The sequence below is a fragment of the Saccharopolyspora sp. genome, from assembly GCF_017434145.1.
Lineage (GTDB): Bacteria > Actinomycetota > Actinomycetes > Mycobacteriales > Pseudonocardiaceae > Saccharopolyspora_C > Saccharopolyspora_C galaxeae.
Genome location: NZ_JAFRFW010000037.1, coordinates 1 through 3,886 on the forward strand (window position 1 = coordinate 1; position 3,886 = coordinate 3,886).

The following is a 3,886-nucleotide window of genomic DNA, read 5'->3' on the forward strand; positions in this document are numbered from 1 at the left end:
CGCGGCCGACTCGACCAGCTCGCCCAGCCCGGGCGGCACTGGAGCGCCCGTCGCGCCCAGCGCGAGCTGCGTGCCGCGCCCGATGATGAGTCCCAGCCACACCAGCGCCAGCACGTCGCAGCTCATGCCGAGCAGCCTGCGCCGCGCGGTGACCGGCCGGGGCGTTCCCGCGTCCGCCGCGCTGCGCTGGCCCGGCAGCAGCCGCAGCAGCGGGGCCGCGACCGCTCCGGCCAGCGCTCCGGTGGTGTTGGCGAGCAGGTCGTCGACGTCGAACAGCCGGTAGGGGCACGGGTACAGGAACCAGATGCCGGTGATCTGGGTGACTTCGACCAGCAGTGAGGCCGCGAACCCGGCCAGTACCGTCCACGGCAGGCTCAGCCGCCCCAGGTACCGCCCGAACATGCCCAGCGGCACGAACAGCAGCACGTTGAACCCGAACTGCTGCACCGAGCCGTCCGCGAGCAGCCCGGTTAGCTCCATCCAGTGCTGCGGGCGCCGGAGGCCGTCGAAACCGGCCAGCGGCCGCCATTGCGGCTCCAGCTCGCCGAAGACCTCGCAGAACCCGGGAGCCACCGGCGGCAGCGGCACCAGCACGTAAGCCACCAGCCCCAGCGCGTACAGCAGGGCCGCGAGGAACAGCAGCAACGTGCCGGGGCGCAGCTCACCGCGCCTGCGGTGCTCGCGTGCGACGAACGGGACGAACAGCAGCACCGCCAGCGCCACCGCCACCAGCGAGGCGACGACGGCGGGCAGCACCCGGACGCTCACCGGGACCTCCGCGCGGGATCAGTGCGCGTAGGTCGGCGCGAGCACCGCCCGCGCCAGCGTGTTGAACGCCACGTTGAAGCTGACCACGGCCGGGGTGACCTGGTCGTCCACCCCGAGCTTCTCCACACCCAGCGCGTGCACCGCGAAGATGTAGCGGTGCGCGCGGTCGCCGGGCGGCGGGGCGGCGCCCGCGTAGGCGCGCTCGCCCAGGTCGTTGGGCACCTGGAAGGAACCGGAAGGCACGCCGGAGCCGGTGCGCCCGCCCGCGCCCGCGGCCCGTTCGGTCACCGTCGGCGGCACGTCGACCAGCACCCAGTGCCAGAACCCGCCGGGGATCGGGGCGTCCGGGTCGAAGCAGGTGACCACGAAGCTCTTGGTGGCTTCCGGGAAGCCTTCCCAGCTCAGTTGCGGGGACACGTTGCCGCCGTCGGCGCCCATCCCGTCGTAGGCGTGGGTGAGCGCCATCTGCTCGTCCTCGGCCACGTCCTTGGAGGTGAGCGTGAACGCGGGGACCTCGGGCAGCAGCGAGTACGGGTCCGGGTCGACGGGGCGTTCCAGGCTCATCGGTCTCCTCCTCAGCCGATACGGGTGGCGGGCGGTTCTTGCGTTCGCCCGCGCGCAGCTTAGTAGGCGGCTGTCGGGCCTCTGCGCGGTCCTGCCGGGCACGGGTGAGGCTGCAAGAATCTGCAAGTCTTCACTTGATCGAGTTATTGTCGGCGCGCGCCGCCCTCGAGATCATGGGCGCAGCACGCCGGTCTTGGTCGACGCCGGAAATCTCCGGCCGCTCGCCGGATCCGCACCCGCCGGTCCCGAAGTGGTGGGAGGATCCGCAGCGGCGCCGAGAACGACCGGCACCGCACCGGATCGCGGCACGATCAGAGCGGGCAGGCCCGCCGATCTGGCCGCCCACGGTTTCGGGGAGATGCCCGTGGCAGGTGCGACCGGGGCGGACCAGCACTTCCGGCCGGCGTGCGCAGTTCCTGTCCGTGCTTGCGGGCGCCGAAGGTTCGGCGTCCTCGTCGGGGGATGTCGATGCTGGGGGAAACCGCAGCCATGCCGGGTAACCGTCACACGTCGGTCCGTTCACGCCAACTCGCCACCGAGCTGCGCAGATACCGCGAGCGCAGCGGCTTCAGCTGCACCGACGCGGGCGCCCGCCTCGGTGTTTCCGGCAGCAAGATCAGCCGGATCGAGACCGGTGCCAGCGGGGTCCAGCTCGCCGATGTGCAGGCGTTGCTGGGCTTGTACGAGGTGGCCGAGCAGGAGCGCACTGCGCTGGTTGAACTCGCCCGCAACGCGGGCCGCACCGCGTGGTGGCAGCGCCCTTCGGCCGCCCCGCAGAGCTGGCGGGAGTTCTTGAACTACGAGGGCAAAGCGGTCCGGATGCACAGCTTCGAGCCGCTGCTGGTGCCGGGCCTGCTGCAGACCGCGGAATACGCCCGCGCGGTGATCTCCGGAATGGCCCCGGAGCATTCCGAGGCCGAGCTGGACGACCTGGTAGCCACCCGGATGGCCCGCCAGATGATCCTCAGCCGCAGCCGGGCGCCGCTGTTCCACGCGGTCGTGGAGGAACACGCGCTGCGCCGCCCGATCGGCGGCCCGGGCGTGATGAAGCGACAACTGCTGCACCTGCTGGTGATGATGGAGTCCGACCACGTCTGCCTGCGCGTGGTGCCGCGCCAGGTCGGGGCGTATCCGGGGCTGCACGGCTCGTTCCTGCTTTTCGAGTACGACGGCGAGCCGGACATCGTGTTCCAGGAGAACCACCACGCATCGGTGTTCCTCGACTCGGACAGCGCGGTCAGCTGCTACCGCCAGCTCCTGCGCAACATCGTGCGAGCCGCCAACCCCCCGGACACCAGCGCCGAGCTGATCCGCGAGGTCCTGCACGAGCAGTGAGCGATCGCTGCGCGCGGGTGTCCCCGAGGTTGAACTTCGAAAAAGTCCACAAAGGACTAATACGTACTGCTCCGACCGAGGAGTTCTCCCGCTATATCACCTGTTCAGGTAAAGACGATCGGCCGTTGTGGACTGTGACCGAGCCGTGATCCGCTTTGTCCGCGACACTGTCCGCGCACCGGGGCAGCGCCGGTTGACCACCGCGCCGCGATACCGGCTGATCCATGCAGGACGAGCGGGATGACAGGGCGATTCGGAGGACAGCGGGATGACAGGAATTCGCGGGAAGACCGGGACTTCGGGGCTGGCCGGAACTTCGGGGACGGCCGGGAAACCGACTTCCCGGTGGTGGTCGGCGGCCGGAGCGCTCGCCGCGGCGGCGTTCGCCACAGCGGCGATCAGCGCACCGGTCGCGGCGGCCCCGCAACAATCGGCCCCGCAACAGCAACCGCCGCCCACCAGCAAGGTCGTCGGCGGCGAACCCGCCAGCACCGATGACTTCCCGTGGGTCGTCTACCTCACCGACGCCTCGGGCAACCAGTTCTGCGGGGGCACGCTGGCCGCGCCGGACAAGGTCGTCACCGCCGCGCACTGCGTCACCGGCGGGCCGCCCGAGATGACCGTCGTGGCCGGTCGCGACGACAAGCTCAGCAGCGACGGCGAGGAAGTCGACGTCCGCGGCACCTGGGTGCACCCGGATTACCAGCAGGCCACCAGCGGTTCGGACGTCGCGGTGCTGACCCTGGAACGGGACCTGTCGCAGACTCCGCTGCAGCTGGCGCAGCCGCAGGATTCCGGGCTCTACGAACCGGGCCAGGAGGCCACGGTGCTCGGCTGGGGCAGCACGAGCGAAGGCGGCACCCCGTCCCGCACGCTGCGCCAGGCGACCCCGCCGATCACCACCGACCAGCAGTGCTCCGATGCCTACAACGGGCAGTACGACCCGGAGGCGATGGTCTGCGCCGGGCTGCCGGAGGGTGGCGTGGACAGCTGCCAGGGCGACTCGGGCGGGCCGCTGGTCGTCGACGACCGGCTGATCGGGATCGTGTCCTGGGGCAACGGTTGCGCCCGGCCCGGCCAGCCAGGGGTTTACACCCGCGTGGCCAGCTACTACGACGAGGTGCAGGCGCAGTTGAGCTGATCCGGGTTCAGCCGGAGCAGGGCCGGGGCGCGCGCCGGGCGCCCCGGCCTTCGCATGTTCCGGGGCGGTGCCTGAGAA

The 3,886-nt window shown here is 71.1% G+C and carries 4 protein-coding genes; 2 read left to right on the plus strand and 2 right to left on the minus strand.

Annotation, left to right across the window (positions count from 1 at the left end; all coding sequences use genetic code 11):
- Window positions 1-768 (minus strand): VanZ family protein (locus tag IJH84_RS00950; RefSeq protein WP_295139098.1); only part of this gene is annotated, 768 nt, incomplete at its 3' end.
- Between the two features lie 18 nt (window positions 769-786).
- Window positions 787-1,332, minus strand: coding sequence for a YbhB/YbcL family Raf kinase inhibitor-like protein (locus tag IJH84_RS00955; RefSeq protein WP_295139101.1), 546 nt, complete (start codon window positions 1,330-1,332; stop codon window positions 787-789).
- A gap of 489 nt (window positions 1,333-1,821) precedes the next feature.
- On the opposite strand from IJH84_RS00955, the gene IJH84_RS00960 reads away from it, so the two are divergent.
- Together IJH84_RS00960 and IJH84_RS00965 are read left to right on the plus strand one after the other, a co-directional pair.
- Entirely contained in the window at window positions 1,822-2,667 is an 846-nt protein-coding gene (locus IJH84_RS00960) for a helix-turn-helix transcriptional regulator (RefSeq protein WP_200070134.1), read from the plus strand.
- A gap of 268 nt (window positions 2,668-2,935) precedes the next feature.
- Window positions 2,936-3,808, plus strand: a complete 873-nt coding sequence (locus IJH84_RS00965; RefSeq protein ID WP_295139108.1) for a trypsin-like serine protease — start codon at window positions 2,936-2,938, stop codon at window positions 3,806-3,808.
- The last annotated feature ends 78 nt before the right edge of the window (window positions 3,809-3,886 follow it).